General features: G+C 66.8%; 23 protein-coding genes. 19 read left to right on the top strand and 4 right to left on the bottom strand.

Going from position 1 to position 25418, the window contains the following annotated elements; translation table 11 throughout:
• Nucleotides 1–29: 29 nt before the first annotated feature.
• From ACZY1F_RS14570 to ACZY1F_RS14535, 8 genes are all read left to right on the top strand, one after another.
• Entirely contained in the window at nt 30–1730 is a 1701-nt protein-coding gene (locus ACZY1F_RS14570) for a DUF8094 domain-containing protein (protein WP_463942490.1), read from the top strand.
• Between the two features lie 65 nt (nt 1731–1795).
• On the top strand, nt 1796–2800 hold the full coding sequence (locus tag ACZY1F_RS14565) for a tetratricopeptide repeat protein (RefSeq protein WP_463942488.1): 1005 nt from the start codon (nt 1796–1798) through the stop codon (nt 2798–2800).
• A complete protein-coding gene (locus ACZY1F_RS14560) occupies nt 2800–3900 on the top strand; it encodes an NADH:flavin oxidoreductase/NADH oxidase (protein WP_463942486.1) in 1101 nt (366 codons plus the stop codon). The genes ACZY1F_RS14565 and ACZY1F_RS14560 overlap by 1 nt, the downstream gene beginning before the upstream one ends.
• Nucleotides 3901–3972: 72 nt before the next feature.
• A complete protein-coding gene (locus tag ACZY1F_RS14555) occupies nt 3973–4779 on the top strand; it encodes an ABC transporter ATP-binding protein (protein WP_463942485.1) in 807 nt (268 codons plus the stop codon).
• Nucleotides 4761–6332, top strand: a complete 1572-nt coding sequence (locus ACZY1F_RS14550; protein ID WP_463942484.1) for a transporter — start codon at nt 4761–4763, stop codon at nt 6330–6332. The genes ACZY1F_RS14555 and ACZY1F_RS14550 overlap by 19 nt, the downstream gene beginning before the upstream one ends.
• 29 nt (nt 6333–6361) lie before the next feature.
• Complete coding sequence (gene nagB / locus ACZY1F_RS14545; protein ID WP_463942482.1) at nt 6362–7144, top strand: glucosamine-6-phosphate deaminase; 783 nt, start codon at nt 6362–6364, stop codon at nt 7142–7144.
• A gap of 136 nt (nt 7145–7280) precedes the next feature.
• Entirely contained in the window at nt 7281–7622 is a 342-nt protein-coding gene (locus ACZY1F_RS14540; protein WP_056349372.1) for a DUF3039 domain-containing protein, read from the top strand.
• Nucleotides 7622–9406 carry a DEAD/DEAH box helicase gene (locus tag ACZY1F_RS14535; protein WP_463942481.1) on the top strand — a complete coding sequence of 595 codons (1785 nt, stop codon included), beginning with the start codon at nt 7622–7624 and terminating at the stop codon, nt 9404–9406. Before ACZY1F_RS14540 ends, ACZY1F_RS14535 begins: the two co-directional genes overlap by 1 nt.
• Before the next feature lie 103 nt (nt 9407–9509).
• Here the strand turns inward: ACZY1F_RS14535 and ACZY1F_RS14530 are convergent, their stop codons facing one another.
• Nucleotides 9510–10142 carry an isochorismatase family protein gene (locus ACZY1F_RS14530; protein WP_463942480.1) on the bottom strand — a complete coding sequence of 211 codons (633 nt, stop codon included), beginning with the start codon at nt 10140–10142 and terminating at the stop codon, nt 9510–9512.
• Between the two features lie 9 nt (nt 10143–10151).
• The gene (locus ACZY1F_RS14525; protein WP_463942478.1) at nt 10152–11480 is read right to left on the bottom strand and encodes a nicotinate phosphoribosyltransferase; all 1329 of its coding nucleotides are present in this window, start codon (nt 11478–11480) and stop codon (nt 10152–10154) included.
• Nucleotides 11481–11753: 273 nt separating this feature from the next.
• On the opposite strand from ACZY1F_RS14525, the gene clpS reads away from it, so the two are divergent.
• The 6 genes from clpS to rdgB all read left to right on the top strand — a co-directional run bounded on the left by clpS (nt 11754) and on the right by rdgB (nt 16150).
• Nucleotides 11754–12146: an ATP-dependent Clp protease adapter ClpS gene (clpS, locus tag ACZY1F_RS14520; protein ID WP_463915039.1), complete on the top strand. Its 393-nt coding sequence runs from the start codon at nt 11754–11756 to the stop codon at nt 12144–12146.
• Nucleotides 12139–12705: a DUF2017 domain-containing protein gene (locus ACZY1F_RS14515; RefSeq protein ID WP_463942477.1), complete on the top strand. Its 567-nt coding sequence runs from the start codon at nt 12139–12141 to the stop codon at nt 12703–12705. Before clpS ends, ACZY1F_RS14515 begins: the two co-directional genes overlap by 8 nt.
• Nucleotides 12706–12774: 69 nt before the next feature.
• Entirely contained in the window at nt 12775–13842 is a 1068-nt protein-coding gene (murI, locus tag ACZY1F_RS14510; RefSeq protein ID WP_463942475.1) for a glutamate racemase, read from the top strand.
• On the top strand, nt 13839–14636 hold the full coding sequence (locus tag ACZY1F_RS14505) for an MBL fold metallo-hydrolase (protein ID WP_463915036.1): 798 nt from the start codon (nt 13839–13841) through the stop codon (nt 14634–14636). The genes murI and ACZY1F_RS14505 overlap by 4 nt, the downstream gene beginning before the upstream one ends.
• A gap of 87 nt (nt 14637–14723) precedes the next feature.
• Nucleotides 14724–15482, top strand: coding sequence for a ribonuclease PH (rph, locus tag ACZY1F_RS14500; RefSeq protein WP_463915035.1), 759 nt, complete (start codon nt 14724–14726; stop codon nt 15480–15482).
• Between the two features lie 11 nt (nt 15483–15493).
• Nucleotides 15494–16150, top strand: coding sequence for an RdgB/HAM1 family non-canonical purine NTP pyrophosphatase (gene rdgB, locus ACZY1F_RS14495; protein WP_463942474.1), 657 nt, complete (start codon nt 15494–15496; stop codon nt 16148–16150).
• Between the two features lie 102 nt (nt 16151–16252).
• Here rdgB and ACZY1F_RS14490 read toward each other — a convergent pair whose 3' ends face one another.
• Nucleotides 16253–17005 carry a DedA family protein gene (locus ACZY1F_RS14490; protein WP_463942607.1) on the bottom strand — a complete coding sequence of 251 codons (753 nt, stop codon included), beginning with the start codon at nt 17003–17005 and terminating at the stop codon, nt 16253–16255.
• 148 nt (nt 17006–17153) lie between these two features.
• Here ACZY1F_RS14490 and ACZY1F_RS14485 point away from each other — a divergent pair, with 148 nt between their 5' ends.
• Nucleotides 17154–18149, top strand: coding sequence for a 3'-5' exonuclease (locus ACZY1F_RS14485; protein WP_463942472.1), 996 nt, complete (start codon nt 17154–17156; stop codon nt 18147–18149).
• 106 nt (nt 18150–18255) lie between these two features.
• The gene (locus ACZY1F_RS14480; RefSeq protein WP_463942470.1) at nt 18256–18774 is read left to right on the top strand and encodes a DUF4395 domain-containing protein; all 519 of its coding nucleotides are present in this window, start codon (nt 18256–18258) and stop codon (nt 18772–18774) included.
• Here the strand turns inward: ACZY1F_RS14480 and ACZY1F_RS14475 are convergent.
• The gene (locus tag ACZY1F_RS14475) at nt 18761–19843 is read right to left on the bottom strand and encodes an ADP-ribosylglycohydrolase family protein (RefSeq protein ID WP_463942469.1); all 1083 of its coding nucleotides are present in this window, start codon (nt 19841–19843) and stop codon (nt 18761–18763) included. The genes ACZY1F_RS14480 and ACZY1F_RS14475 overlap by 14 nt on opposite strands.
• 143 nt (nt 19844–19986) lie before the next feature.
• Between ACZY1F_RS14475 and ACZY1F_RS14470 the strand changes: the two genes are divergently transcribed.
• The 3 genes from ACZY1F_RS14470 to ACZY1F_RS14460 all read left to right on the top strand — a co-directional run bounded on the left by ACZY1F_RS14470 (nt 19987) and on the right by ACZY1F_RS14460 (nt 25312).
• Entirely contained in the window at nt 19987–20985 is a 999-nt protein-coding gene (locus ACZY1F_RS14470) for an MIP/aquaporin family protein (protein ID WP_463942468.1), read from the top strand.
• Between the two features lie 71 nt (nt 20986–21056).
• Nucleotides 21057–22238 (top strand): exonuclease SbcCD subunit D, encoded by a 1182-nt coding sequence (locus ACZY1F_RS14465; RefSeq protein ID WP_463942466.1) that lies wholly within the window; start codon nt 21057–21059, stop codon nt 22236–22238.
• A complete protein-coding gene (locus ACZY1F_RS14460; RefSeq protein ID WP_463942464.1) occupies nt 22235–25312 on the top strand; it encodes an AAA family ATPase in 3078 nt (1025 codons plus the stop codon). Before ACZY1F_RS14465 ends, ACZY1F_RS14460 begins: the two co-directional genes overlap by 4 nt.
• Nucleotides 25313–25418 lie beyond the last annotated feature (106 nt).

The following is a 25418-nucleotide window of genomic DNA, read 5'->3' as shown; positions in this document are numbered from 1 at the left end:
TAAACCCCCGCGAATGATAGGTGTTTCCTTTGCGTTTCAAGACTGCAGTTGCACTCGTGCTGCTCGGCCTCCTGACACTTCTGGCCGGTATCGGCCAAAAGACAATCTGGGCTCCCTCCGAGACCTTTACGGCTTCCGCCCCGGCAGATGCCGCAGAGGCGCCACTGACCGTCATCGACCAGAACCTGCGCACCGCGCAGGGCGGAACGGTGAAGATCAAGATCGAAGGCGACGGTAACTTCCTGCTCGCGGCCGGCCGGCCTGGCGACGTGGACGCCTGGGTGGGCCCGACGGCCCACAACACCATCACGGGGGTTTCCGAGGACAACAAATCCCTGCAGGTTGAGCACGCCGACGGCGACGCCGCGGCGCCGAATCCGTCCGGATCCGACCTCTGGGTGTCCACTGAGAACGCGAGCGGTGAGCTGGAGTACTCGTGGACGCCGCCGGCTGACGGCGAATGGTCACTGCTGCTGGCGTCCGACGGCACCAAGCCCGCACCGTCGTCGATCTCCATGACGTTCCCGAATGACACCTCCACCCCTTGGGCCATCCCGCTCATGGTGATTGGCGGCCTGCTGATCCTCGCCGGCCTCGCTCTGGTGGTTCTGTCCACCCGCAAGCGGGATGGTGAAGGCACCGGCAAGGGCAGCCTGTTCGCCCGGCGTGCCCGGGCCAAGGCTGAAGCGAAGTCCTCCGCACGGCTCGGCATGGTTTCCGGCGGCATGGTCACGGCCGCAGTGACCGCCCTCGTTATGGCCGGAACGGGTGTTGCTGCGAACGCGGCCACCACACCCGCTCCGGCTCCCGCCACCGGATCTGCGACACCGGAAGCCGCCCAGGCCGCTGCGCCGGTCCTCCTGGATGCCCAGTTCCGCAGGATCCTGGAACAGGTCTCCAGCGCTGCCGATGCCGGCGACGCCGCGAAGGACGCAGCCAAGCTCGCAGAGCGGGTCGCCGGGACGGAGCTTGAGGTCCGTACCCAGAACTACAAGATCCGTTCCCAGGTGGGCACCTATGAAGCCCGGATGCCTGTCCGTTCCACCAAGCTCCTCACCACCGTGGTCACCAGCGACCGGAGCTGGCCCCGTTCTGTCCTCGCGGTCACACAGGGCGACGGCAACGTCGTCCCGCAGCTGCTCACCCTGGTTCAGCCCTCGCCCCGGGAGAACTACAAGCTCACCGAGACTACCCCGCTGCAGCCGGGAACTACCTTCCCCGCCATTGGCCGGGACGGCACCGACACACTGGCCGCCAACGACAAATCGGGCCTGCTGTACAGCGGCGAAGAAGCCCTGGCCGGGCTGGCCGACCGCCTGAGCAACGCAGAGTCGAGTTTCAAGGACAAGCTGGTGGAGGGCGCTTCTTCGCCTTACATTGCTGACACACTGTCCTACCAGGCCGAGGTGGTCGCCTCGGGCGCGAACGGCAACTTCTCCTTCACCCACAAGGTGGTGCCGGAAAGCACCGTGGTGTTCCGCACGGCCGACGGCGGGGCGCTGGTGCTGGGCCGGATCAACTTCGGCTTTGATGGCACACCGAAAGCCTCCGGTGACAAACTCACCATCGGCGACGACGCGGCGGCGCTTGCCGGCGGCAAGGACACCACCACCGGCATGGTGCTGAACTTTGCAGAATCAATGGCGGTCTACGTCCCGCCGACAGGTTCGACGGATCCCATCAAGCTGGTGGCGGCAACGCGCGGGCTTGTGGGCGCAAGCTTCAAGTAGGTCCGCAGGGTCCAGTCCCTGAAGCAGTACCCCCGGCAGCGGCCGGAGTGGCTAGAGTGGAAAGCATGAGTTCGCCAGCTTCCCGCCCAGTCCCTCCAGCCGCTGCCAGCCTGCTTAACCTGCGTGGCGCCGTCGACCTTTCGTCCCTGAAGCAGCGCCAGGCACCTCCTGCTCCCGGCAATCCGCCGGTTCCCGGGGATACGGGTGCCAGCGCAGAGCCAGGGGCGGTAACGCCCGACGACGGCGCGGCGCCGCTGCGGGTCACAGTTACCGAAGGCAATTTCCAGGAACTCGTGGAGCTCTCCGCGCAGGTGCCGGTGGTCTTCGCGCTGTGGGCGGCGTACTCGCCGGAATCCGCCGCGATGCTCGACTCGCTGGAGCGGGTCATCAACAGCTACGGCGGCCGCATCGTATTGGGGGCGGCGGACATCGAAGCCTTCCCGCAGCTGGCTCAGGCCTTCCAGGTCCAGGCCGTCCCTACCGCCGTCGCCGTGCTCAAGGGCCAGCCCGTACCGCTCTTCCAAGGTGGCGCCGAGGAAGCCCAGATCCGGCCCCTCCTGGATGAACTGCTCAAAGTGGCCGCCGCCAATGGTGTCACGGGAAGCCTCGGCGGTGGCGGTACGCCGCCGGAAACCGAACCGGCACCCCTTCCGCCGCTGCACCAGGCCGCCTTCGACGCCATCGAAGCGGGCGACTATGAGGCAGCAGCGGTGGCCTACCGCCAGGCCTTGCTGGAAATGCCCGCCGACGCGGAGGCCAAGGCCGGCCTCGCCCAGGTGGAGCTGATGGCCCGGCTCCAGCCGCTCTCCGCAGAGGACTCTGAAGCCTTGCGTACCCTCGCCGCCAACGAGCCTGACAATTTGGCCGCCCAGCTGGGCGTGGCGGACTTGGACGTGTCCGGCGGCCACGTGGAGGACGCGCTCAACCGCGTGGTCAGCTTCATCGGCCGGAACTTCGGCCCGGAACGGGAGACCGCCCGCGTACGCCTCCTGGAGCTCTTTGACGTGGTGGGCACCTCCGACCCCCGTGTTGCCAAGGCACGCCAAGGACTCGCCAGGGTCCTGTTCTAGTGCCGGCCGCCCTGTTCCAGCCGCTCCGGCTCCGTTCCCTGGAACTTACGCACCGCGGCTGGGTCTCACCGATGTGCCAGTACAGCTGTGATCCCGACGGCGCCCCGGGGATTCCGAATGACTGGCACCTGATGCATCTGGGCTCGTTCGCCGCGGGTGGCGCCGCGTTGATCCTCACCGAGGCGGCGGCCGTGAATGCCGCCGGCAGGATCAGCCCCCGTGACGCCGGGCTGTACAACGACGAACAGGCAGAGGCCTGGCAGCGGATCACGTCCTTTGTGCACCGGCACGGTGCGGCGGAAGCGAAGATCGGGGCCCAGCTCGCCCATGCCGGCCGGAAAGCGTCCACCTACTGGCCGTTCGCCGGCCTGCGGGGCAGCGTCCCGGAATCCGAGGGCGGCTGGCCCACGGTGGGTCCGTCCGGGCTTGCTTTCGATGGCTATGCTGACCCCGCTGCGCTGACCGAGGCGCAGATCCAGGACGTTATTGCCGATTTCGCGGCGGCCGCAGTGCGTGCGGTTGACGCCGGCTTCGACACCGTGGAGATCCATGGCGCGCACGGCTATCTCCTGCACCAGTTCCAAAGCCCGCTGATCAATACCCGGATCGATTCCTGGGGCGGGGACGAAGCCGGCCGGAACCGGCTGATGCTCGCCGTTGTTGATGCCGTCCGCAACGTCATCCCTGAATCTATGCCCCTGTTGCTGCGCATTTCAGCCACCGACTGGGCGCCGGGCGGCGTCGATGTCCAGGCTTCGGTCCGGCTGGCCGCCCAGGCGGCGGAGCACGGGGTGGACCTCATCGACGTCTCCAGCGGAGGGGCCGTGGCCCATCAGGACATCACTCCGGGTCCTGGCTATCAAACGGAGTTCTCCGCACGCATCCGCCGGGAAGCCGGGATCCCCACAGGCACCGTTGGCCTGCTGACCTCCGCGGGCCAGGCGGAGCATGCCGTGGCCACCGGGCAGGCAGACGGTGTGTTTATTGCCCGGGCCGCGCTTCGGGATCCGCACTGGTGGCTCCGGGCGGCCTTTGAACTTGGGCATGACCTCCCGTGGGCGCCGCAGTATGAACGGGCACTGCCGCGGCATTCGTTCTAGCCTTCCCTACGCCTTTGGCCCTAGTCCTGCGGGAGGACCCCCTCGGCAGGGCCCTGGGTCTAGGCTGGCGTTATGACTGCTCCGCATCCTGATCCCCACTCTGATCCGGTGGCGCACACCGGGCCCGTTCCTGCCCTGTCCATCCGCGGGCTCGCCAAGCGTTTCGGCGGAAAAATCGCCGTGGACGGTATCAGCCTCGACGTCCCGGCGGGTTCGTTCTTTGGCATCGTGGGACCCAACGGCGCCGGCAAGACCACAACGTTGTCTATGGCCACCGGCCTGATGCGGCCCGACTTCGGCACAGCCATTGTCCACGGGGTTGACGTCTGGGCCCGGCCGCTGGAAGCAAAGAAACTGATGGGCATTCTCCCTGACGGTGTCCGCCTCTTTGACCGGCTCACCGGCGAACAGCTGGTCACCTACGCCGGGCTGCTGCGCGGCATGGACAAAGACGTGGTGGCCTCCCGCGTGGGGGAGCTGTTGTCCGCCCTGGACCTCAACGAGGACGCCGGCACTCTCGTGGTGGACTATTCGGCCGGCATGACAAAAAAGATAGCCCTGGCGTCGGCACTGATCCACGCCCCGAGACTGTTGGTGCTCGATGAACCCTTCGAGTCCGTGGATCCCGTCTCGGCCGCCAACATCCGCTCCATCCTGGACAGTTATGTAGCCTCCGGCGGGACGGTGATCGTCTCGAGCCACGTGATGGACCTGGTCCAGCGGATGTGCGACCACGTCGCCGTGGTGGCGGCCGGAAGGCTTCTCGCTGCCGGGACCGTGGACGAAGTCCGCGCCGGGGCAACGCTGGAGGAAAGGTTTGTCCAGCTTGTCGGCGGACGCAACCACACGGAGGGCCTGGAATGGTTGCGCACCTCCTAAGGCTCAAGCTGACGCTGCTGCGGAACGGCCTCCGCCGCAGCCCCTGGCAGCTCGTGGGCCTGGCGTTCGGCGTCCTCTATGCGCTCTTCATCGTGGGTGCTCTCGTTGTGGCCCTGGTGATGTTGCGGCAGGAGAACAACGAGCTGGCGTACACGGCCATAGTGCTTGGCGGTTCAGCTGCCATCCTGGGCTGGGGGATCGTCCCGGTGGCGGTTTCGGCAACCGACATGACCCTCGATCCCGCCCGCTTCACCACATTTGCTGTCCCCATGCGGCAGCTCCTGACCGGCTTGGCCCTGGGCGGCCTGATCGGAATTCCGGGGGTAGCCACGTCACTTGTTGCGCTGGCCACCGTGGGCACGTGGGCGCGTGGCTTCGTTCCTGCCGTGGCCGCCTTACTGGGAGCGGCCCTCGGTGTTTTGACGTGCATTGTGCTGTCTAAAGTGGTCACCACCGCCACGGCCAGCTTGGCGGCGTCGCGGCGCTTCAAGGACGTCAGCGGCATTGTTTTTATGGTTCCGTTGATTCTGATGGGCCCCATTGTTGCGGGGGTGTCGCAGGGGATCTCAGCGTCCGCCGGGTTCCTGCCTGACTTTGCCCGGACGCTAGCCTGGACGCCGCTCGGCGCTGCCTGGTCCCTGGGCGGCGACGTCGACGCCGGACGGCCCGCCGAGGCCGCCGTGAAGCTGCTCATTTCGCTGCTCACCCTCGCGGGACTTGCATGGTGCTGGAAAGTCCTCCTGGAACGTGCTCTCGTTAACCCTCCGTACCAGGGGAGCGGGAGCCGGAAGGGCGGCAAGCTGGGGCTGTTCGCGCTCCTGCCCGCCACGCCTACCGGAGCCGTTACAGCCCGGGCCCTGACCTACTGGCTGCGGGATCCCCGTTACGGCGGATCGCTCATTGTGATTCCGCTGCTGGCCGTGGTGATGTTCTTCCAGGCGAGCCAGGGGGACAGCTTCGGGATCCTCGCGATGCTGGGCCCGTTGACCGCTTTCCTTATGGCCTGGTCGATCTCCGCCGACGTTTCCTACGACAACACAGCGTTCGCGCTTCACCTTGCCACGGGCGTACGGGGTGTCCCCGACCGGCTGGGCCGGGCCTTGGCCTGCCTGATTCTTGCCGTCCCGGTGGTGCTCGTCTTTTCCGTGGTGCCGTTTATGTTCACCGGCAGCTGGGAATGGCTGCCCGGCGTGCTGGGACTGTCGGTAGGAATTCTGCTGACCGGTCTTGGCCTCTCGTCGGTAGTCTCGGCGCGGTACAACGTCGCAGTGCCACTGCCCGGGGACAGCCCGTTCAAGAAGCCCCCCGGCAGCGTCGGCCAGACCATGGCCGTGCAGTTCGGCGGCATGGGTGTCCTGTCCATCCTGGTGCTTCCGGAAGCCGCGTTGGTCATTGCCCAAAGCGTGACGGGAAATCCGGTCTTCGGATGGCTCAACCTTGCAGTGGGCCCCATCCTGGGATTGGTACTTTTTGTGCTGGGCATCAGGATCGGTGGCCGCTGGCTGGAGGCCCGTGGCCCCGAAATGCTGGCCCAGTTGACCGTCAACCGCTGATTCCGAAATGCACCAGAAAGGCGGCCAACATGGAAGTTGTCATCCTCCAGGGCAGCAAACAGATCGGACGGCTCGTCGCCGACGCCATCGAGGCCCTGCTCCGGCGGAAGCCAGCCAGTGTGCTGGGCCTCGCCACGGGGTCATCGCCGCTGCCCGTCTACGACGAGCTGGAGGCGCGGCATCAGAATGACGGACTGGACTTCAGCAATGCCCACGCCTTTGCCCTGGACGAATACGTGGGGCTTGCCCACGGGCATCCGGAGTCCTACCGGGAAGTCATCCGGCGGGAATTCACCAGCCGCGTCAACATCGCCGAAGGCAACGTCCATACGCCTGACGGCGCGGCCGTTGACCTGGCCGCGGCCTGCCGCGACTACGAAGACGCCATGCGGGCGGCGGGCGGAGTGGACCTGCAGCTCCTGGGCGTAGGCACGGATGGCCACATCGGGTTCAACGAGCCCGGGTCCTCGCTCGCATCCCGGACCCGCATCAAAACGCTGATCGAGCAGACGCGCCGCGACAACGCCCGGTTCTTCACCAGCCTGGCAGAGGTGCCCCACCACGTGGTGACCCAGGGGCTAGGCACCATTCTCGAGGCCCGGCACGTTGTCCTCATCGCCACCGGGGCGCAGAAAGCGCCGGCGGTCCGCGACTTCGTGGAGGGGCCCGTTGCCGCCATCTGCCCGGCTTCGGTCCTCCAGTTCCATCCGCACGCCACCATCCTGGTGGATGAGGCTGCGGCGTCGTCGCTGAAGCTCGCTGACTTCTACCGGCACACATACGATCACAAGCCTGCATGGCAGGATCTGTAACTCCGGGGGCTGTAATTCAGGCCACACGCCACGGGTGGGCGGGTACCGCGTTGCGCGGAACGGGCGACGGCAAACGGCGCGGTGAGTGGAAAACGGTCCTCCCGCCGTCGAACGTCCGCCCTCCCGGGACGCTAAGATGGATGCCATGACTAGCATGACGGACCCTCTCGAAAACGACCCGATGCGCGAGCTTTCCGGGGCTGGAACGTCCACGGCAACCATCGAGCGCGAAGAGCTGCGCCAGGAAGTGGAGCCCGGTGACCGGGAACGCTTCTCGCACTACGTGCGCAAGGAAAAAATCATGGAATCCGCGTTGACGGGTGACCCTGTCATTGCCCTCTGCGGCAAGGTGTGGACACCAGGCCGGGATCCGCAGAAGTTCCCGGTGTGCCCCATGTGCAAAGAGGTTTATGACGGCCTCCGCCCGGGCAACGACGGCGGCAAGGGTCCCGGAGGGGACTCGGGCAACAACAAGTAGTGACGGAGACGCTCTTTGGCGGCCCCACCCTGCCACCGGCTTATCCGGAACGCGCAGCCTGGGGTACCGCCCAAAAACTCCGTGCCTGGCAGCAGCAAGCCCTTGACCTCTACTTCAGGACCGGTCCCCGCGACTTTCTGGCCGTAGCAACTCCCGGCGCCGGCAAGACCACCTTCGCGTTGCGCGTGGCCTCCATGCTCATCGATTCCGGGGCGGTCAACCGGGTCACCATTGTGGCGCCCACGGACCACCTGAAACGGCAGTGGGCCGACGCCGCTGCCAAGGTGGGCATCGCGATCGACCCCAACTTCAAGAACTCCGACGGCCAGCACGGCCGCGGTTTTGTTGGTGTGGCCGTCACGTATGCGCAGGTGGCCAGCAAACCCATGCTGCACCGGGCCAAGACCGAGGCCGCCCGCACACTGGTGATCCTTGACGAGATCCACCACGGCGGCGAAGCCCTGTCCTGGGGCGATGGCCTCCGCGAAGCGTTTGACCCTGCGACACGGCGGCTCTCCCTCACCGGTACGCCGTTCCGTTCCGACACCTCGCCCATCCCGTTTGTTGAATACGCGCAGGACAAGGACGGCATCCGGCGCTCGAAAGCTGACTACACGTACGGCTACGGCAACGCCCTGCGTGACCACGTGGTGCGCCCCGTCATGTTTATGGCCTACTCGGGCCAGATGCGGTGGCGCACCAGTGCCGGCGAGGAAATGGCGGCTTCCCTCGGCGAGGCCGCGGTCACCAAGGACATCACGTCGCAGGCGTGGCGCACAGCCCTCAACCCCACCGGCGAATGGATTCCCGCTGTCCTGGCGGGGGCGGACAAACGCCTCAGCGAAGTGCGCCGCACGGTTCCGGACGCCGGCGGGCTGGTCATCGCCACGGACCACGATGATGCAAGGGCCTATGCCGGGCAGCTGAAACGCATCACCGGCGAATCACCCACCGTGATCCTTTCCGACGACGCCAAAGCCTCCAGCAAGATCGAGGAATTCACCGTGAGCGAGAAACGGTGGATGGTTGCCGTCCGGATGGTGTCAGAAGGCGTGGACGTGCCCCGGCTGTCCGTCGGCGTCTACGCGACGTCCACCTCCACGCCGCTATTCTTCGCCCAGGCGGTGGGCCGCTTTGTGCGTGCCCGGAAGCGCGGGGAAACGGCCTCGGTCTTCCTGCCGTCCGTGCCGACGCTGATGGCCCTGGCCAACTCGATGGAGGCAGAACGCGACCACGCGCTGGACCGCCCCGAGAAAGAGGACAGCGACGGCCTGTTCAATCCCGAGGACTCGCTGATGGAGGAGGCCAACCGGGAGGACAAGGCGTCCGACAGCCTCACCAAGGGAAAATTCGAGGCCCTCGACTCGCAGGCGTCCTTCGACCGCGTATTGTTCGACGGCGGCGAGTTCGGCACTGGGGGAGAAGTGGGCTCGGAGGACGAACTGGACTTTCTGGGCATCCCCGGGCTGCTGGACGCCGAGCAGGTGGGAACGCTGCTTCGGCAGCGCCAGCACGAACAGCTCAACCGCAAGAACCGGCGTGCGCCGGCAGCCGAGCCGGCCGCCGCCGCGCCGGCCATACCGGACCACCGGATGCTGATGGACCTGCGCAACGAGCTGGCCAAAAACGTGGCGGCCTGGTCGGCGCGGACCGGAACCCCGCACGGCGTGGTGCACACCAAGCTGCGGACGGTCTGCGGCGGCCCGCCCGTGGCCCAGGCGAACGAGGAACAGCTCCAGTCCAGGCTGCGCAAGCTGCAGGACTGGTTCATCGGCCGGAAGTAGCGGCCCAGAAGACAGTTGTGGCCCGGTGGTGTGCATCCCGGGCCACGCTTGTTCTTGGTCCTATGTCAGGTTTCAGGCGCAGTCAGGCGGCTGGTATCAGGCGTCAGGCGACTTCGACGCCGCCGAGCTCCATTTCGGCGACGGCATCCTCTAGGTCTTTGGCGATGCCGGCGGTGAGTGAACGGATGACCGTGACGGAGTAGCCGGCCTGGACCGCGTCCAGCGAGGTGGCCATAACGCAGTAGTCCGTGGCGATCCCCACCAGTACAACGTCCTCCACGTCGTGGCTTTGCAGCCAGTCGTCCAGTCCGATGGCGTTGTCCGCCGGGGCGTAGGCATCCGGGTCAGCGGGCATAGCGCCCGGCTGGCGTTCCCCGGTGGGGACGGCGTCCTCAGGGGCCAGCAGTCCCTCAAAGCCAGAGTACGCCGCGGTGAACTGGCCCTTCTGGAAGTAGGCCTGGATGTATTCGGTGTCCAGGTCCGGATGGAGTTCGGCGCCGCGCGTGCCGGCGACGCAGTGCCGGGGCCAGCTGTCCTTGAGGTCGGGCGCGTCGGAAAAATGCGCTCCGGGATCGATGTGCCAGTCCTGGGTGGCAATAATATGGTCGAACTCGTTGTGATGGGCGTCCACGTACTCGCTGATGGCCCCGGCAACGTCGGCACCGCCGGCCACGGCCAGGGAGCCGCCTTCGCAGAAGTCGTTCTGGACGTCAACGATAATCAGGGCGCGGGACATCAGTTCTCCTCAGTTTTCTTCATAGAGAGTGGGGATAGCAGGCTCGCCGCGCTGCAGGCGGTTGACGACGCCGGGCAGTTCGGCCATGGTGTCCGCATGCCGCTGGCGGGCGCGGACCACGCCCTCGTGTCCGGTCCAGCCCGGCAGCAGCTCGCCGTTCTTCATAAACTGCTGAAGCAGTGGCCGGTCGTTGCCGTCGTCTTCGGGGCGATGGCCGATGCCCACGATTTCCTGGGTGGCGACCCCCCGCTCGTTGAGCTTGCGCAGCGCATATTTGCGGCCGCCCATGCTGGTTTTGTTCTTGGCGGCCTTCGCTACGGAGACGAAGTTGCCGGCGTCGTCGGTGCGGCTGACGAGCTTGTAGACCATGCTCGCGGTGGGTGCACCGGAGCCGGTGACCAGGGACGTGCCCACGCCGTACGAATCCACCGGAGCGGACTGCAGCGCGGCAATGGCGAACTCGTCCAGGTCCGAGGTAACCACAATCTTCGTGTTCACATTGCCGAGCTCGTCCAGCAGCTGCCGGACCCACTGGGCCTGGGCCACGAGGTCCCCGGAGTCCAGCCGGACGCCCCCCAGCTTGGGCCCCGCCAACTCGACGGCGGCACGCACCGCCGCTTCGACGTCGTACGTGTCCACCAGCAGCGAGGTGCCGGGACCGAGGGAGGCGATCTGCGCCTCGAAGGCGTCCCGTTCGGTGTCATGCAGAAGCGTGAAGGAGTGTGCGGCGGTGCCCACCGTCTTGATGCCGTAGCGGATGCCGGCCTCGAGGTTGGAGGTGCTGTCGAATCCGGCGATGACGGCGGCGCGGGCGGCCGCTGCCGCCGATTCCTCGTGCGTGCGCCGGGATCCCATTTCGATGCAGGGCCGGTTGCCGGCCGCGGTGATCATGCGGGATGCGGCGGAGGCGATGGCACTGTCATGGTTCAGGACCGAGAGCAGGTAGGTCTCCAGCATGCAGGCTTCGGCAAACGTTGATTCAACAATGAGGATGGGGGAGTTGGGAAAGTATGCTTCGCCCTCCGGGTAGCCCCAGATGTCACCGGAGAACCGGTAGTTCGCCAGGTAGTCCAGGGTGTCCTGGTTGACCACGCCGGTCCGGCCCAGGTAGTCCAGTTCCGCTTCGCCGAAGCGGAAGTTGGCGATGCCTTCCAGCAGGCGGCCTGTTCCCGCCACAATCCCGTACCGCCGGCCGTCGGGCAGGCGCCGGGCAAAGGCCTCGAAGACCGAACGGCGGTGTGCGGCGCCCGAATGCAGCGACGCCTGCAGCATGGTCAGTTCGTAGTGGTCTGTGTAAAAGGACGTGCGGGGATGGTCCCAGCCGGCGGAGGTACTCACGAAATTCACTCTAGTCCCCACCGGCTCCCTCGTCTCGCTTCGCTTCGCCGCGGGGCCCTCGCCGGCGTGGGCCCACCCACCGGCTCCCTCGTCTCGCTTCGCTTCGCCGCGGGGCCCTCGCCGGCGTGGGCCCACCCACCGGCTCCCACGTCTCGCTGCGCTTCGCCGCGGGGCCCTCGCCGGCGTGGGCCCACCCACCGGCTCCCTCGTCTCGCTGCGCTTCGCCGCGGGGCCCTCGCCGGCGTGGGCCCATGCTCCCCATAGAATGGACAGATGACCTTAAGCGTTGCGCTCGGCCCTGATACACAGGAGGGCACCCGGACCGGGACAGAGGCGTCCACCGACTCCCTGACCGCCCCGGACATCCCTTGGAACCTGGTGATCTGGAACGATCCCGTCAACCTGATGAGCTATGTCAGCTTCGTCTTCCAAAGCTACTTCGGCTACTCCGAGTCCAAAGCCAACAAGCTGATGATGGAAGTCCACAAAAAGGGCCGTTCCATTGTTGCGCACGGCAGCAAGGAACAGGTTGAGCGGCATGCCGTGGCCATGCACGGCTTCGGCCTCTGGGCCACGGTGGAGAAGGCCACCGGCGGGAATGGTGGAAACTCCAAAAACTCAGGAAAATCCGGCGGGTCCGGGCAGGGCAAGGGGAAACGTGGCTAAGGCATTCAAATACGGGCTCAAAGGCATCACCGGGTTCCTGGAACCCGCCGAACGGGAACTGCTCCGCAGCCTGATCGATGACGTCATCTCCATGCTCCAGCCGGCCGAACACGCCAGCCAGGATCCGCTCGCCGCCCTGATCGGACTGGACATGGATGTCCAGGAACCGACGGACCGTGCGGTTAAGCGGTTGCTGCCCAACGTGATGAAGAACGACGACGGCGCGTCCCTGGAGTTCCGCCAGCTCACCGAGCGCTCGCTGCGCGAAACCAAGATCGGCGCGCTGCGCGCCGCCGCGCTGGACCTGGACAAGGACGAAGTGGTCCTCACCGCTGAAGGGGCCAGGCTCTGGTCCATGGCACTGAACGATGTGCGCCTGGTGCTGGCGGAGCGCCTGGATATCCGCGATGAAGAGGATGCCGAACACGTGCACCTGATGCAGGACTGGTCCCAGGCCGAGGACGTGGAAAGCTACCTCGCCCTGGTGTACAACTTCACCACCTGGCTGCAGGAATCCCTGGTCCAGGCGATGCTCCAGTCCCTGGATTCCCGGGCCTGAACAGCTGTCCTCTTCCGTGATACGTCCGCCAGTGTGACAAATTTGACATGAGTCGGGCGCCACAATGTGATGGCTGCGGCCCCGGGGAAGACCTATCCTCGAATAATCATGACTACAGCCTCGAGCATGGATCCGTCAGACGCAGCCGCATCGGACTCCGCAGCCAGCAGCACCACCGGCCCGGTGGGGTCCCGCCCCATCGGCGTCTTTGATTCCGGCGTCGGCGGACTGACCGTGGCGCGGTCCATCATCGACCAGCTCCCCAATGAGTCCATCCTCTATGTGGGGGATACTGCCAACGGGCCCTACGGGCCGTTGCCCATCGCCGAAGTCCGCGCCAACGCCCTGGGTGTGATGGACGAACTGGTGGATTCCGGCGTCAAGCTTCTGACCATTGCCTGCAACTCGGCGTCGGCCGCTGTCCTGCGGGACGCCCGCGAGCGGTACACGGCAAAATACGGCATCCCCGTTATCGAGGTGATCCAGCCGGCCGTCCGGCGGGCGGTCGCTGCAACGCGGAGCGGGCGCATCGGCGTCATCGGAACCTCCGCCACTGTTGGTTCACGGGCTTACGAAGACACGTTCGCCGCCGCGCCGGACCTGACGATCACGTCCGTGGCCTGCCCGGAGTTCGTGAGCTACGTGGAGGCCGGGATCACCACCGGACCCGCCCTGCTGGCCATCGCCGAAGAGTACCTGGCGCCGCTGAAGGCAGCCGGCGTGGACACCGTGGTGCTGGGCTGCACACACTATCCGCTGCTGACCGGCGTCATTTCCTTCGTGATGGGCGACGCCGTGACGCTGGTGTCCAGCGCCGAGGAAACTGCCAAGGACGTGTACCGGGCCCTCGCCACCCACGATCTTCAGCGCACCGCCGCGACACCCCCGGAACACCACTTCATCGCCACCGGTGACGCCAGCCAGTTCGAAACGCTGGCCCGCCGTTTCCTGGGCCCGGAGGTCCTGTCCGTCAGGCATGTGGACCACGTGGCGGCCCAGTACCCCACCGGCAGCCTGGCCCGGATCACCCCCGAGATGATCGCCGCCGCGCAGACCGCCAGCGCCCGGCAATCGTCGTCGGGACCCAGGATTTCGAACTTCGTTGGCGCCCACCGGGCCGGAGGTCCTGCCCAGTGAAGCTCACCATCGTCGGCTGCACCGGATCCTTTCCCGGCCCCGGCTCGCCGGCGTCCTGCTACCTCCTGACCGCCAACGACGGCGAGCGGACCTGGAAGATCGTGATGGACCTGGGCAGCGGAGCCCTGGGCGCCATCCAGCGTTACACGGACCTTGAAGACATCGACGCGATCTTCCTGACCCACCTGCACCCGGACCACTGCATGGACCTGTGCGGGCTGCACGTGGCGGTCCGCTGGAAGCCCGGCGGTTGGGGACGCGGCAGGATTCCGGTCTGGGGCCCAGCCGCGACGGCGGACCGGATGGCCACCGCCTACGGCCTGGAGCTGGATCCAGGGATGCACGAGGAATTCGACTTCACCAACTGGACCGAACGCGAATCCGTCACGGTGGGGCCGTTCACCGTGACGCCGTTCGCGGTGAACCACCCTGTGGAGGAGGCCTACGCCCTGCGGGTGGAAGTGACAGAACCGGACAAGCAGGGAAATCCGGTCAGCCGGGTCCTCACCTATTCCGGGGACACCGATTCCTGTGCCGGGCTGGAGGAAGCAGCGAAGGATGCTGATCTGTTCCTGTGCGAGGCCGCCTTTGAGGAAGGCCGCGACGACGACATCAAGGATGTCCACCTGACCGGAAAACGCGCCGGAGAGGCTGCAGGGCGCGCAGGCGCACGCCGGTTGCTGCTCACGCACATCCCCGTGTGGACTTCGCCCACCACTGTGATGGCCGAAGCGCGCCCCGTGTTCGGCGGCGACGTGGCCGTTGCCGTGGCCGGTGTGCACTACACCGTCTGATCCAATACTTCTCTGGTCCGCCGCCCTGCGTGGTCGACTGTCCTCTCTACTGCGGGACGGATCGCCCCGAGTCGATAAGCTAAAGGCATGACTTCTGAAACAACCGCAGTGCCCGTAGTGCGCGCCGATGGCCGCGCCCCCGACCAGCTCCGCCCCATCAGCATCACCCGCGGATGGTCCAAGCAGGCCGAGGGATCGGCCCTCATCGAATTCGGCAACACCAGGGTCCTGTGCACGGCGTCCCTGACGGCAGGAGTGCCGCGCTGGCTCAAGGGCGAAGGCCGCGGCTGGGTCACGGCGGAATACGCCATGCTTCCACGGGCCACCAACACCCGTTCCGACCGCGAGTCCGTCAAGGGGAAAATCGGCGGGCGGACCCACGAAATTTCCCGGCTGATCGGACGCTCGCTGCGTTCCATCATTGACACCAAGGCCCTGGGCGAAAACACGATCGTCCTGGACTGCGACGTCCTCCAGGCCGACGGCGGAACCCGCACCGCGGCCATCACCGGCGCCTACGTGGCACTTGCGGACGCCATCCGGTTCGCCCGCGACAACAAACTGATCGCCAAGAACGCCCAGCCCCTGATCGACACGATCGCAGCCGTTTCGGTGGGCATCATCGACGGCGTGCCCATGCTTGACCTGCCCTACGTTGAAGACGTCCGCGCCGAAACCGACATGAACGTAGTGGTCACCGGCTCCGGGAAGTTCGTGGAAGTCCAGGGCACCGCCGAGGGCGCACCCTTCGACCGCGACGAACTGAACCAACTGCTGGACCTGGCCCTGATGGGCACCACCGCACTGGCGGCGATCCAGCGCGAAACCCTCGCAGACGCACTGTGAACCCGAACCCCGTGAACGCTGAATCCGGCAGCGCGCCCGTGCTTCGCCTCGTCCTGGCCACGCACAACAAAGGCAAGCTCAAGGAGCTCCGCGAGTTGCTGCGGGGCCAGGTCCCCGGGCTCGACGTCGACACCCAGGTGGTGGACGCCGCGGCGGCAGGTGCGCCCGACGTCGTCGAAACCGGTGTGACGTTCGCCGAGAATTCGCTGTTGAAGGCGCGGGCCGTGGCCGAGGCCACCGGACTGGTGGCCATCGCCGATGATTCGGGGCTGGCCGTGGACGTGCTGGGCGGGGCGCCGGGAATCTTTTCCGCGCGCTGGTCTGGCCGGCACGGTGACGACGCCGCCAACCTGAGGCTTTTGCTGGACCAGCTCGCCGATGTCCCGGACGGGCACCGGGGGGCCGCCTTTGTCTGCGCTGCGGCCCTGGCGGTCCCGGGACCCGGTGCCGGGAGCCGCGAAGTGGTGGAGTACGGCCAGCTTGAGGGGACCCTCCTGCGCGAACCCCGCGGTGAGGGCGGCTTCGGCTACGACCCCGTGCTGCAGCCAGCCGGTGAGCACCGCAGCTGCGCCGAATTGTCGGCGGCGGAAAAGAACGCCATCAGCCACCGTGGGCAGGCCTTCCGGGCCCTCCTGCCGGCTATCGTCGACGCATTGGCGCGGCAGTAGCGCGCACACCCGAAACGCGTTAACAGCTAAGGGAGCCCCACCACGGTGGGGCTCCCTTAGCCTTGTCCTGGATCCAGCGCCGGCCAGCGACGCTGCAACGAATTAGTCCAGGTTGGTCTTGCGCTCTTCGACGGGAGCATGTTCCTCAATGAATTCGTCGACGGCGTCAGTGCCGAACGTGGAAGCCTGGCGCTTGGCCGAGAGCCCGCGGAGTACTTCGATGCCGATCGGAATCACTGAGATCAGCACGATGACGATGAAGATGATGTCCAGGTTCTCCCGGACCCACGGGACCCTGTCGCCGAGCAGGTAGCCCAACAGGGTGACGCCGCTGCCCCATAGGACCGCGCCGATCACGTTGAACAGGAAGAACTTCTTTTTGTCCATCTGGGCCACGCCGACGATCACGGGCACGAACGTCCGGATGATCGGCACGAAGCGGGCCAGGATCAGTGCCTTGCCGCCGTGCTTTTCGAAAAAGGCGTGGGCGTTCTCCACGTTTTCGCGCTTGAAGAGGCGGGAGTTCGGCTTGTTGAAGATGGCGGGACCGGCCTTGGAACCGATCAGGTAGCCGGCCTGGTTGCCGATGATGGCGGAAACGGTGATCAGGAGCGCCAGGAGCCAGACATTGAACTGGATGGTGTCCGTTGCCACCAGCAGTCCGGCGGTGAACAGCATTGAGTCGCCGGGAAGGAAAAATCCGACCAGCAGGCCGGTTTCGGCAAAGACAATTCCGCAGACCAGCAGCACCACCCAGGGCGCAAGTGCTGGATCGGCCAGGAAAATCTGGGGGTTCAGCCAGTCGGGCAGGAAGGAAGCCAGCTGCGGCTGGACCGGTCCTGCACCTCCCAGCATGGGCGCGGCAACGTCGCTGATCGCAAGAATGTTCACCTTCTCAGGGTACTTGACGCACCCGCGCCGCCCGGCGTCGAACGCGTGACATGCGCGACAGGGCCGCCCCGGTGACACGGGAACGGCTCTGTCCGGCGGTAATGTATGGGCCGTGGGTTTGGACTTTACGGCGATCGACTTCGAGACGGCCAATGGCTTCCGGGGTTCACCGTGCGCGGTTGGCCTGACGAAAGTCCGGGGCGGGCGTGTGGTGGACGAGGCATCATGGCTGATGCGGCCGCCGGTCAACCATGACCACTTCGAGTACCACAACGTCCGGGTCCACGGCATCAAGGCCACAGACGTGGCCGGCCGTCCCCGCTTCGGTGAGCTGTTCCCGGAGATTGGCGCCTTTATCGGGGGCGACATCCTGGCGGCACACAACGCGGCCTTTGACCTGGGCGTGATCCGTTCCGGGCTTGAGGTCTCCGGCCTGCCGGGCCCTGCCTACGACTACGTCTGTACGGTGATGCTGGCCCGGCGCTGCTACTCCCTGGTCTCCAATTCTTTGCCGTTCGCGGCGGAGGAAGCCGGCGTGCCGCTGGTCAACCATCACGATGCAGCAGAGGACGCCAGGGCCTGCGCCGGCATCCTGATCGATATCGCTGCTCGGAACAACGCCAACAGCATCGCCGAGCTCTACCTGTCTCTGGGCCTGGTCCTGCCGCATCAGGAGGCGTTTGACCCGGCACGCGATGTCCTGTCCAAGGCCAGCCTGACCGCCCTGGCCGGCGCCGCCGCCGGCGGAAACAGCGCCGCGCTGCTGCGCCCGTTCCAGTCCGGGTGGCCGGAGGAGGGGGAGAACCCCGTCCCCAATGCCGACGCCGAACCCTCCCACCCGCTGTACGGCCAGACCGTTGTCTTCACCGGCGAGCTCTCCATGGCCCGGCCGGAAGCAAAGGTGCGTTCCGCCGAGCTGGGTGCCCGGCCGGAAAGCCGCGTGACAGCCCGCACCACGGTGCTGGTGGTGGGCGACGGCTTTGTGGCCGCGGACCTGCGGTCCGGCAGGCTGACCGGCAAGGCCCGGCGCGTCCTGGAGCTCCACGACCGCGGCCAGCCCATCGAAGTGCTCTCCGAAGGCGAGTTCCTGCAGATGATGGGCGGCTGAGCCGCTGCTTGTCCAGCTGCAGGGATCCGGCTGCATTGACAGGGTGCATGGTTCATCCGGCGCAACAAATCTTCCCTGCGGCAGACCCGGCTCCTAGCCTTGCAGGATGAGCAAACCAACGGACGGCCCAACAACCGGAATTAACTGGTCCGCCGTGTTCGCCTTTCCCAACCCCGTCAATGAATACGCGGCCCGGATCACCGCGGGCCTGGTGGTGCTGCTGGCCGGCGCCACACTGCTGAGCGGGTCCGTGTGGGGACTGGTGCTGATCGCCGCGGGCTTCTGGCTGCGGGTGCTCTTCGGACCACGGATCTCGCCACTGGCATTGCTCTCCGTCAAGGTCCTGGCGCCGCGGCTGGGCAGCGCACGCCTGGTTCCCGGACCGCCCAAACGTTTCGCCCAGGGCATGGGAACGGTGGTGTCCACTACGGCACTGCTCCTGTTCCTTGCCGGAGCCGCCCCCGCCGCCTGGATCTTGCTGGCTGTTCTTATTGCAGCTGCCTCGCTGGAGGCTTTCGCCGGATTCTGCCTGGGCTGCGTCATCTTCGGAGTGCTGCAGCGCCGGGGCCTGATCCCGGAGGACATCTGCGAGGCCTGCAACAACGTGGCGCTTAAGCGGTCGTAACCCCCACCAGCAGATCGGCCATGCCGCGGATGACGTCCGTCGCTTCGAGGGCGTCGAGCCATTCCGGGGGAAGGCACTCTTCGCCGTAGTAAGCGCCCAGGATGTTTCCCGCGATGGATCCCGTGGAACCACTGCCTCCGCTGTGGTTGACGGCCAGCGCAATGGCCGCCCGGAAATGGTCTTGCGGCGACAGGGTGGAGTCTGCATCAGGCGCTGTGGCCAGGACCGCGTAAAGCCCGACGGCGAACGCCTCCTCCGCGACCCACCCGTCGCCCAGCTGCCGGACCAGTTCCTCCGGTGACAGGATGCCTGTTCCCGCGCAGCGGATGGCCGCTTCAAGCCGCTCGGGAAGTTCCGCCGCCACATCCTTCAGGCCACGTACCTCCTCCAGGAGCGCCGTGGCGGCGTCCGCCAACGTGATACCGGCCACCAGGCGGTGGATCAGGAGGCTGAAGCTGCCGGCACTTTGCCGGGCGGACGGATGGCCGTGCGTCAGGGAGGCGGCGTCGGCACTCAACTTATAGACGGCGTCGGACGAGATGTAGGGAATCAGGCCGAACGGGGCCGACCGCATCACCGTTCCGCGATCCTTCGAGTCAGGGTTCACCGGCCGGTAGACCGTTCCCATTTCACCGGTGGCCAGGCCGCTGATGCACGTTTCTGCCGGGGCGCGGCGGTGCCTCAGCACCTCGTTGCCATCGATCCACCGTGGCGGCTGTGCCGGGGCCTGCGGCGGCACAGACTCACCCTGGGTGTCCAGCCAGCGGAGATAAGCCAGCCACACGCAGGCGTTCGCATCGGCGCCCACGCCGTCATTGGCCCATTCGAGCACCTCCACCAGCCCGTCCACGGTGTACAGCGTCAGCTGCGTGTCGTCCGAAAAGTGGCTGCCGCCGTCGAGGGCCGCCAGGTCCGTCAGGCCCGCCGTGCCGAAGCGCCGGCGGATGGCCTCGATCGAGTCGGACTCCACTGCGTAGCCCAGCGAGTCTCCTAAAGCGCCGCCCAGGAGGCAGCCGTGGATGCGGGACTTCAGCGGAGGCGCGGCAACGGCGCCCGGTTCGATGCTCATGACAGTAAATTTACCGCGGGGGGGCGATGGAACTCGCCTGGGGTGCCACGCCGTCCGTCCACTAACCTCGGACTCAGCCAACGCCCAGAATCCCTTGGCAGAATGCAAAGGCACCAAACCCCAACGATAAGGATTGCCCCACCATGACCACGCCTGTGCCCGTCCACCGTGATCCCGCCTCCGGGCTGACTGCCGGCAGCGGTGGCGAAATCCGGCACGGGCTGGTGTCCAGACTGTCTGCGGAAGCCTTTGGCAGCCTTTTCATCGTGGTGGCAGGGCTGGGCGTCCCGCTGTTCTCCATCCCGCAGTCCAGCCCGCTGCCGGCCGCGCTCGCAGCAGGCCTGGCAGTGACCGCGGCGATGCTGGCCTTCGGCTACGTTTCCGGCGGACACTTCAACCCGGCGGTAACCGTCGGCCACGCCGTCGCCGGCCGGATCCGGCTCGGTGACGCCGCCGCGTACGTCGGCGCGCAGTTGGTGGGCGCGCTCCTGGGCGCCCTCGCACTCTTTGGCATCCTGCGGACGCTGCCCGGCATCCAGGACAGCCGAACGGCGTTCGACACCGTGACCGCCGGCTTCGGCGAACATTCCATCATCCAGGCGCCCCTCGCCGGTGTGCTCCTATTGGAAGTACTCGGGGCTGCGATTCTGGTCGCCGTCTTCCTGGGCACCACGGCACGCAACAACATCAACAAAACGGCAGCTGCCGCTTCCGTGGGCCTCGCCTTCGCCGTCCTGCTGCAGCTGGGCCTGTCCGTAGGCAACGCGCCGTTCAACCCCGCCCGAGCCACGGCCTCGGCCCTCTTCAGCTCCAGCTGGTCCCTTGAGCAGCTGTGGCTCTTCTGGGTGGCTCCCTTGGCGGGCGCGGCCATCGCCGGGCTGGCCTTCCGTGGGTTCGCCGGCCCTGTTGCTGCAAGTACGGCCTCGGCTGCTGACGGGTCAGTGCTGGACGACAGCGCCGACGACGTTGAGGACTTTGACGACGAGGATGCTGACGGCGATCCCTACGAGGCTGACGTCGCTGACGAGGCCGCCGCGCCTGCCAAGACAACCGCCTCGGCCAAGTCCGCGGTTCATGGCACCGCGGACCAGCCGAACAGCCGCGACGAGGCCCAGGAATTCTTCGACGGAAAGCGCGGCTAGCTGGCCTGACCGGGCCACGGCCTGTTGCGGCGGTGTCCTAAACTGTCGGTGGCAGCCGCTAGCGTAAGAATATGCGGTTATTGCACACATCGGACTGGCACTTGGGCAGGTCCTTCCACGGCGTCGGGATGCTGGACGCCCAACGGTCATTCGTTGATCAGCTCGTCAGCGCCGTCACTGAAAACGCCGTCGACGTCGTCCTGATCGCCGGCGACGTCTACGACCGCGCCCTGCCCGGCGTCGACGTTGTGGGGCTGTTGGACGATGCCTTGGTGCGGCTGACAGCAGCCGGTGCCACGGTGGTGCTGACATCCGGCAACCACGACTCCGCCATCCGGCTCGGATTTGCCTCCCGGCTGTTGGAACGTGGCGGCGTCCACCTGCGGACCAGGCTGGCGGACCTGGACCAGCCGGTCGTCCTGCCGCTGGGCGCGTGTGCCGGTGCTGCGTCCGGCGCCGTTCTGGCCATCTACGGAATCCCCTGGCTGGAACCGCGCCTCGTCGCCGAACAACTCGGCGTGGAGACCGCCAGCCACTTCGAAGTCACCCGCGCCGCCACGGACCGCATCCGGGCGGATCTCGAGGAGCGCAGCGCTGCGGGAACTGTCCACTCGGTGGTCCTCGCCCACACGTTCGCCAGCGGCGGGATCAGCTCCGACAGCGAGCGGGACCTCAGCATCGGGGGAGTCGGAGCCGTGCCCCTGGACCTGTTCGACGGATTCAGCTACACCGCACTGGGGCACCTGCACGGCCGGCAGACCCTGTCGCCACAGGTCAGGTACTCGGGATCGCCGCTGGCCTACTCGTTCTCCGAAGCCAAGCACACCAAGGGAAGCTGGCTGATCGACGTCGGCCCGGACGGCGTGACCGGCGTATCGGAACTGTCGTGGGAAGCGCCGCGGAAGCTGGCCGTGCTCCGCGGCGAAATTTCGGAACTCCTGGACTCCGCAGAGCATTCCTGGGCCGAAGGGGCATACTGCCAGATCACACTGACGGACGAGCAGCGGCCGGCGCAGGCCATGGAACGGCTGCGGGCCCGTTTTCCGGACACGCTGGTCCTGGGGTTTGATCCGCAGGGCGGCGCCGTCAAGGCGTCCAAAAGCTACAGCAGCCGGCTCGCTGAAGCCCAGGATGATCTCTCGCTCTGCTGTGGATTCCTCGATCACGTGCGGGGGCGGAACGCGGACGACGCCGAGCAGTCGGCCATTGCCGCGGCGCTGGATAACGTACGCCTGAGGGAGTCATCGCTATGAGGATCCACCGCCTTGTCATCTCCGCCTTCGGGCCCTTTGCGGGCACCGAGGAAATCGACTTCGACCGGCTGAGCGCCCACGGACTCTTCCTCCTCAACGGACCTACCGGAGCGGGGAAGACCAGCGTGCTGGACGCTGTCTGCTTCGCGCTGTACGGATCCGTGCCGGGGGCACGCCAGGAAGGCAAGCGGCTACGCAGCGATCATGCCGAGCCTTCGCTGGAGCCGGCGGTCACCTGCGAGTTTTCGGCCCAGGGCCGCCACTTCGAAGTCACCAGGTCGCCGGCCTGGGATAAACCCAGTGCCCGGGGAAAGAACGGTTTCACCACACAGCAGGCCAAAACGCTCCTCCGGGAACGCATCAGCGGCACGTGGACGGAGAGATCCGGACGCAATGATGAAGCCGGCGCCGAAATCACTGCCCTGCTGGGAATGGACCGGGAACAGTTTACCCGCGTGGTGATGCTGCCGCAGGGAGATTTTGCCGCCTTCCTGCGGTCCAAGGCAGCCGATCGCCTGGAACTGCTGCAGAAGCTCTTCGGCACCCAGCGGTTCGAAGCTCTGGAACAGGAGTTGTCGGCGCAGGCACAGGCCGCGCGGAACCATATTGCCCGGCTGAACGGAGAGCTCGAGCTGCTGGCGGCGCGGGCCGAAGCCGAGGCCGCCTCCCTCACCATTGATGATTCTGCAGCTCCTGCCAAGGAGGAATCCGCGGCCCGGATCGAATGGCTGCAGGAAGCCGTGGCCCACCGCGCCGGGGAACTGGCTGTCGCGGCGGATGCCGCAGCGGCCGTCAGGAGGCACACATCAGGCCGGCTGGAGAACGAGTCCGCGCGGCGGGAGCGCCACCGCAAGCTGGCAGCTGCCGAGTCCCGGAAAGCAGCCGCTGAGGCAATCTCGCCGTCCCTGGAGCTCAATGGCGCCCGGCTCGAACAACACCGCCGCGCCGAGGTGCTCACGGGCCAACTGCAGGGTGTGCAGTCCAGCCAGACCCAGGTCCGGCACGCGGCGGGAGCCATGGAATCCGCCATCACACTGCTGCGGATGGCCGCGGATGAAGACCCCGAACTGGGCCAGTTGGACCTTGGCGCCCTGGATGCTGAACACGGCGGTGCCGGGCTCTCCGCCGCCGGGGCGCTGGACGTTGAGGGTGAGCTCAGCCGCCTCAGGTCCCTGTTGGCCGTTGTGGAAGCCAGGTTGCCGGATGAGGTACGCCTTCATTCACTGGTTGCCAAGCGCGCCTCGCTCACCGCGAAGCAGCAAGAACTTACACAAAAGGACATTGACCTGGGCATTTCGCTGCAGGGCCTCCGCGCTGAGCAGGAAACCCTGACGGCAGGCCTGGAGCCCCTGGTGGAACTGGCCTCAGCCGCCACCCTGCATGCCAAGGAAGCCGCTGCGGCCGGGGAACTTCTTGACGTCGTCCGGCGCTACGCGGCTGCACGCTCGGCGCAGGCACTCGCCACGGAGCGCCACTCGGCGTCCCGGGAGATCCAGCTCGAGAAGAAACTCCGCTGGCTGGACCTGCGCGAGGAAAGACTCGCCAACGCCGCCGCCGAACTCGCCGCCCAGCTGGCCGTGGGAGAGGCCTGCCCCGTTTGCGGCAGTGCGGACCACCCGGCTCCCGCGGAGGCTGCGGCATCTGCGCTGGGCCTCAGCCAGGCCGAGGAAGCTGCCCAGCAGGACCATGAGGCCGCAGAGACCAAACTGGCAGCGCGGGCCCGTGAGCTGGGCGACGCGGACCAGCTGGTGGCTGTCCTTGACAGCCAGGGCGGGGACATGCCCGAGGCGGATGCGCTGGCGGCCTTCGCGTCCGCCCGCACCGCCGCAGCCGAGTCGCAGCTGGCGGTGAAAAACCTCGCGGACCTCCGGCAGCAGCTTGAAGCCGCTGAGGCCCGCATTGCGGCAGCGGATTCCGCCATGCACAGCGCGGCAGCCGAACTCGCGCAGGTCACCGCTGAATTGTCGGGACTGGCGGACCAGCTGGCGTCCCTTGACAGCGCCCTCTCTGCGCTGCGCGGCGGGCACCGCAGCCTCACACACAGGCTGCGCTCGCTGCAGGACGCCGCCGCCACGTTGGAGAAGGCCGTAGAGGCCCAGGCCTTGCTCAGCAGAGCCAAAGCCAGGGCCGAGGAAGCACGGACCCAGCTTGAACTGGCGTTGCCGGACGCCGGCTTCAGTTCGGGCGAGGCGGCCCGCGCACAGCTGCTTTCGAATGCTGATGCTGCTGCCCTGCAGGCCGAGATCCGGGCCGGCCAGGACGAACAGGCGCGGATTGCCGAGCTGTTCGCGTCCGAGGATCTGCTGCTGGCTTTGACTGAAGAGGCAGCAGATCCCTTGGTGGACGAAGCCCTCCTGGCGGAACTGCAGGCTGCCGTGGAGCAGGCCGGGCTGGAAGCACGGGCCGCCGATCTAGCAGCCGGCGTGGCCGCGCGCTGTGTGGAATCGCTGGCCGCTGTCCGCAACGACTACCAACAGCTGGCCGGTTCCGGGCGGGTTCCCAGGGAACGCGCCCAGATGCTGACAGCCCTGGCTGACACCGCTGCCGGCCGTGGAGACAACAACTACCGCATGAGCCTGAACAGCTACGTCCTCGCAGCACGGCTCGAACAGGTGGCGTTGGCTGCTTCCGAACGGCTGGTCGCCATGAGCGATGGCCGCTACCTGCTCCAGCACTCAGACGCCAAGGCCGCGCGCGGCGCAAAATCCGGGTTGGGGCTGGAGGTGGTGGACCAGTGGACCGGGCACCGCCGGGACACTTCTACGCTTTCCGGTGGCGAATCCTTTATGGCGTCCCTGTCCCTTGCCCTGGGGCTGGCAGACGTTGTCCAGCAGGAATCCGGTGGCATCCAGATTGAGACACTTTTTGTGGACGAGGGTTTCGGCAGCCTGGACGAAGAATCCCTGGAACAGGTCATGGATGCCCTCGAAGGGCTTCGGGACGGCGGGCGCGTTGTGGGTCTGGTCAGCCACGTTGGGGAGATGAAACAGCGCATCGGCACCCAACTTCAGGTGCTCAAGGGCCGGAACGGTTCCACGCTGCGCATTTCCGACGCCGCCGAGGCGCTGGTGTGACTGCGGCCATACAGGGCTGGACTGGGCCTGAGAGGCCGATACAATTGAACAGTTACCGGGTCGCGCGCATCGGGAGGAGGGACGATGCGCATTACTGAACGAGCCC

The sequence above is a fragment of the Pseudarthrobacter xylosi genome (assembly GCF_055412765.1).
Note: the sequence above shows the minus strand (reverse complement) of the source record. Positions and strands in the feature narration are given on the sequence as shown.

What these genes read in the sequence shown, in the direction of transcription:
- ACZY1F_RS14530 (WP_463942480.1), bottom strand. Translation starts at nt 10,142, where the DNA reads ATGTCCCGCGCCCTGATTATCGTTGACGTCCAGAACGACTTCTGCGAA.
- ACZY1F_RS14555 (WP_463942485.1), top strand. Translation starts at nt 3,973, where the DNA reads ATGACTGCTCCGCATCCTGATCCCCACTCTGATCCGGTGGCGCACACC.
- ACZY1F_RS14470 (WP_463942468.1), top strand. Translation starts at nt 19,987, where the DNA reads ATGACCACGCCTGTGCCCGTCCACCGTGATCCCGCCTCCGGGCTGACT.
- ACZY1F_RS14475 (WP_463942469.1), bottom strand. Translation starts at nt 19,843, where the DNA reads ATGAGCATCGAACCGGGCGCCGTTGCCGCGCCTCCGCTGAAGTCCCGC.
- ACZY1F_RS14550 (WP_463942484.1), top strand. Translation starts at nt 4,761, where the DNA reads ATGGTTGCGCACCTCCTAAGGCTCAAGCTGACGCTGCTGCGGAACGGC.
- nagB (WP_463942482.1), top strand. Translation starts at nt 6,362, where the DNA reads ATGGAAGTTGTCATCCTCCAGGGCAGCAAACAGATCGGACGGCTCGTC.
- ACZY1F_RS14460 (WP_463942464.1), top strand. Translation starts at nt 22,235, where the DNA reads ATGAGGATCCACCGCCTTGTCATCTCCGCCTTCGGGCCCTTTGCGGGC.
- ACZY1F_RS14540 (WP_056349372.1), top strand. Translation starts at nt 7,281, where the DNA reads ATGGATGCCATGACTAGCATGACGGACCCTCTCGAAAACGACCCGATG.
- murI (WP_463942475.1), top strand. Translation starts at nt 12,775, where the DNA reads ATGGCTGCGGCCCCGGGGAAGACCTATCCTCGAATAATCATGACTACA.
- ACZY1F_RS14565 (WP_463942488.1), top strand. Translation starts at nt 1,796, where the DNA reads ATGAGTTCGCCAGCTTCCCGCCCAGTCCCTCCAGCCGCTGCCAGCCTG.
- ACZY1F_RS14490 (WP_463942607.1), bottom strand. Translation starts at nt 17,005, where the DNA reads ATGCTGGGAGGTGCAGGACCGGTCCAGCCGCAGCTGGCTTCCTTCCTG.
- rph (WP_463915035.1), top strand. Translation starts at nt 14,724, where the DNA reads ATGACTTCTGAAACAACCGCAGTGCCCGTAGTGCGCGCCGATGGCCGC.
- ACZY1F_RS14480 (WP_463942470.1), top strand. Translation starts at nt 18,256, where the DNA reads ATGAGCAAACCAACGGACGGCCCAACAACCGGAATTAACTGGTCCGCC.
- ACZY1F_RS14465 (WP_463942466.1), top strand. Translation starts at nt 21,057, where the DNA reads ATGCGGTTATTGCACACATCGGACTGGCACTTGGGCAGGTCCTTCCAC.
- clpS (WP_463915039.1), top strand. Translation starts at nt 11,754, where the DNA reads ATGACCTTAAGCGTTGCGCTCGGCCCTGATACACAGGAGGGCACCCGG.